General features: G+C 72.7%; 2 protein-coding genes and 1 pseudogene. 1 reads left to right on the top strand and 2 read right to left on the bottom strand.

The genetic code is table 11. The annotated features are described in order from the left end of the window. A partial coding sequence (locus DQW85_RS25700; protein ID WP_162795372.1) for a serine/threonine-protein kinase occupies nt 1-786 on the bottom strand: 786 nt, incomplete at its 3' end. Between the two features lie 10 nt (nt 787-796). Continuing rightward, nucleotides 797-2,698 carry a serine/threonine-protein kinase gene (locus DQW85_RS25695; protein ID WP_113702531.1) on the bottom strand — a complete coding sequence of 634 codons (1,902 nt, stop codon included), beginning with the start codon at nt 2,696-2,698 and terminating at the stop codon, nt 797-799. A gap of 298 nt (nt 2,699-2,996) precedes the next feature. Here DQW85_RS25695 and DQW85_RS25690 point away from each other — a divergent pair. After that, nucleotides 2,997-3,457 (top strand): annotated as a pseudogene (locus tag DQW85_RS25690) (chorismate mutase); the annotation flags it as partial.

The raw sequence follows: 3,457 nt of genomic DNA, 5'->3' as shown, positions 1-3,457 counted from the left end.
CAGCAGGTGCGCCGCCTCGCCGGCGGGCATCCGCGCGGCCGGGTCGCGGCGGAGCAACCCCATGATCACCGGGGCGAGAGCCCCCGCCCTGGCGGGCGGCTCCGGCTCGTCGCGCAGCACCGCGGCCACCGTCGCCGCCCACGAGTCACGCTTGTACGGCGGCGCGCCCTCGACCGCCGCGTACAGCGTCGCGCCCAGCGCCCACAGGTCGGACTCGGGTCTGGCCGGATCGCCGTGCAGCCGCTCGGGCGGCATGTACGCGGGCGTGCCCACGAGGCCGCCCGTGGCGGTCAGGCCGGCCTCGGCCTCCAGCGAGGCGATGCCGAAGTCGGTGAGCACCACCCGGCCGTCGTCGGCCAGCAGCACGTTCTCAGGCTTGACGTCGCGGTGCAGCACGCCGGTCGCGTGGGCGGCGAGCAGCGCGTCGAGCACCCGCCCGCCGATCACCGCGGCCTGCTCGACCGGCAGCGGCCCGCGCTCGCGGATCACCTCGGCCAGCGAGCGCGACCTGACCAGCTGCATGACGATCCACGGGCGGCCCTCCTCCTCGACCACGTCGTGGATCACGATCACCGAGGGGTGGTCCAGGCGGCCGGCCGCCCGCGCCTCCCTGATGGTCCTGCGGTTGAGGTTGGCCCGCTGGGCCTCGCCGACGCCGGTGTAGCGGACCTCCTTGATCGCCACGGTGCGGTCGAGCAACTGGTCGTACGCGCGCCAGACCACGCCCATCCCGCCCTCGCCGAGCGGTTCGATGAGGCGGTAGCGGTTGCCGACCTGCCTTTCCACGCCGGGAAGCCTACTTCGCCGGCTTGAAGGTGGCGCAGAAGCCCTCGAAGAAGCTGTAGTCGTCCTTCCAGTGGCTGTTCAGGGTATGCCAGTAGATGGCGTAGGCGCGCCCGTTCTCGGTGATGAAACCGCGGTTGCGAACCCTGGTCTTGCCCGTGTTGGTGTTCCAGGTGAAGTCCCAGTCGGCCGCGGCCTTCATGTAGTCGACCCGCTTGATGTCGAGCTTCTTGTAGCCGCCGAAGTTGTTCTTGAGGACCGGCTCCTGCTTCTTCCAGTCCTTGTACGGGTCGGACCCGGGGTCCTCGGCCTCCTCGATCATGAGGTAGGCGTTGGACGCGGCGCCCGGCCCCTTGAACTTGACCTGCCTGCCGCCGCGGTCCCACACGTCCCAGCCCTTGGGCAGCCCGATGGAGAAGCCCATCTTCTTGTCCTTGTACATCTTCCAGCCCTTGGGCAGCGGGTCGGCCTGCGGCGGGGGCGTGCTCGGAGCGGTGCTGGGGCCCTGCGAGTCACTGGGCGAGTCACTGGGCGAGTCACTGGGTGGGGCACTGGGCGAGCCGGACGCGGGGGCGCTGGACGGAGGCGGGCCGGACGGGGAGGCGGCGGGCGGGGTCACGGACGCGGTGCGCGACTTGTCGGGGGACTTGTCCGGGGCGGAGTTGAGGCCGAGATAGCCGCCCACCGCCGCGACGAGCACGACCGCGCCGGCCGCGGCGACGACCGGCCAGGGGCGCCGGTTGTCCGGCCGGCCGGACCGCGCGGTCGTGGGGAAGTCCAGCGGAGGGAAGGCGCCACCGGGGTCCGCGCTCTCCTTGGCCGCCGGTCCCCCGGCAGCCGGCTCTCTGGTGACCGGCTCCCTCGACGCCGGATTCCTGGTGGCCGGCTCCCTGCCGGCCGGGTCGAGCCTCGCCCCGGTCTCGGGGAAGGCCATCGCCGCCGGCGGCATGACCGGCGTGGGGGCCGGGCGGGAGAGGGGCGCCAGGTTGGGGTCGGTCGGGGTGTCGTCCTCGACGGGAGCGGGCTCCGCGGGCCGCTGGGCCGGAAGTAACGCCGTGGCCCGCGGCGACTGCCGGTTGACCGGCCGCGGGGTCGAGGCGGCGATCGCCTCGCGCAGCAGCCTCTCGGTCTCCTCGTACGTGGGGCGCTGCACCGGCTCCTTGGCCAGCAGCAGGTCGATCACCTCGGCCAGCGGCCCGGCGTGCGGCGCCGGGTCGGGTGGATCGGTCAGCACCGCGTGCATGGTGGCCAGCGCCATGCCCCGCTCGTGCGGCGAGCGGCCCTCCACCGCCGTGTAGAGCGTCGCGCCGAGCGACCACAGGTCGGACTCGCGCCGCGCGGGCAGCCCCTTGAGCCGCTCGGGCGCGATGAACGCCGGGGTGCCCGCCAGGCCGGTCACCGTGAGCTGCGTCTCGGTCTCCAGCGTGGCGATGCCGAAGTCGGTCAGCACCACCCGGCCGTCGTCGGCCAGCAGCACGTTCTCCGGTTTGACGTCGCGGTGGAGCACACCCGACTCGTGCGCGCGGTGCAGCGCGTCGAGCACGGCCAGGCCGATCTCCGCCACCCGCCTGGGCTTCAGCGGCCCGTCCTGCTTGATGACCGCGCCCAGCGAGCGCGACGGGACGAGCTGCATGACGATCCAGGGCCGGTCGTCCTCCTCGATCACGTCGTGCACGACGATCACGTTGGGGTGCTCGAACCTGGCCGCCGCCCTCGCCTCGCGCATCGTGCGGCGGTTGAGCAGCTGCACCTCGTCGCCCAGGGCCGCGGCGTACCTGACCTCCTTGACCGCCACCGTGCGATCGAGGAGCTCGTCATGGGCGCGCCAGACGATGCCCATCCCACCCTTGCCAATGGGTTCCTGCAGCTGGTAGCGGCCGGCGATGCGGCGTCCGTCCTGCTTGCGATCCGACATCAACGGCCTCAAACCCTCCCTCTAGGCCAAGAAATACTCCCATAGCGACGGATCAACGGCGACTCGCCGGAAGGACAGTCCGCCATATGAGAAGGACAGTCCAGCAGTTGGAGCGCCGGTGTAAGGTTCTGTCATGACTTGTCGCTACGGATTTACCCAGCCGGCTCCGGGAGGGCCGGTCGTCACCTAGCGGCCACCTGGAGTCGGCAAAGGCAGAGACGCGGTCTCTGCCTTTTTGGTTTTCCGCGAGTCTGGATTTCCGCCGGCTCCCGCGAGCCGGCCCCGAGTGAGGAGCGAGATGTCATCGACCTTGGAACGCCGCGTGGTCACGCTGGGCGGGGTGCGCGTGGGCGCCGGACCGGCCGTGGTGATCGGCGGCAGGGTGAGCCTGCGGGAGCGGCCGGCGCACGTGGACGCCGCCGAGATCCTGCGCGAGCGCGTGACGCTGGTGGAGCCGTCCTCCGCCGCCGACCTGCCCGCCATCGCCGCCCGCGCGGACGGTGTGGTGGTCGGCGCGGCCTGGACGCGCGACATCCCGCTGGTGCGCGCCGTGGCGGGGCTCGGGCTGCCCGTGGTGGTGGAGCGCCGCCCCTCGGCGTCGCTGGAGGAGTGGCTGGGGCTGGCCGGTTACTGCGCGGCGGAGGGCAACGACCAGGTGATCCTGTGCGAGGGAGGGCGGCTGGACCTCGGGCTGATGCGCGCGGCGCGGGCGGCGTCCGGGCGTCCGGTGCTGGCCGACGTCACGGCGGACGCGGGGCT

It is taken from the genome of Nonomuraea lactucae (genome assembly GCF_003313395.1).
GTDB lineage: Bacteria > Actinomycetota > Actinomycetes > Streptosporangiales > Streptosporangiaceae > Nonomuraea > Nonomuraea lactucae.
The sequence above is the reverse complement of the archived record's forward strand: the minus strand, read 5'-3'. Positions and strand labels throughout refer to the sequence as shown.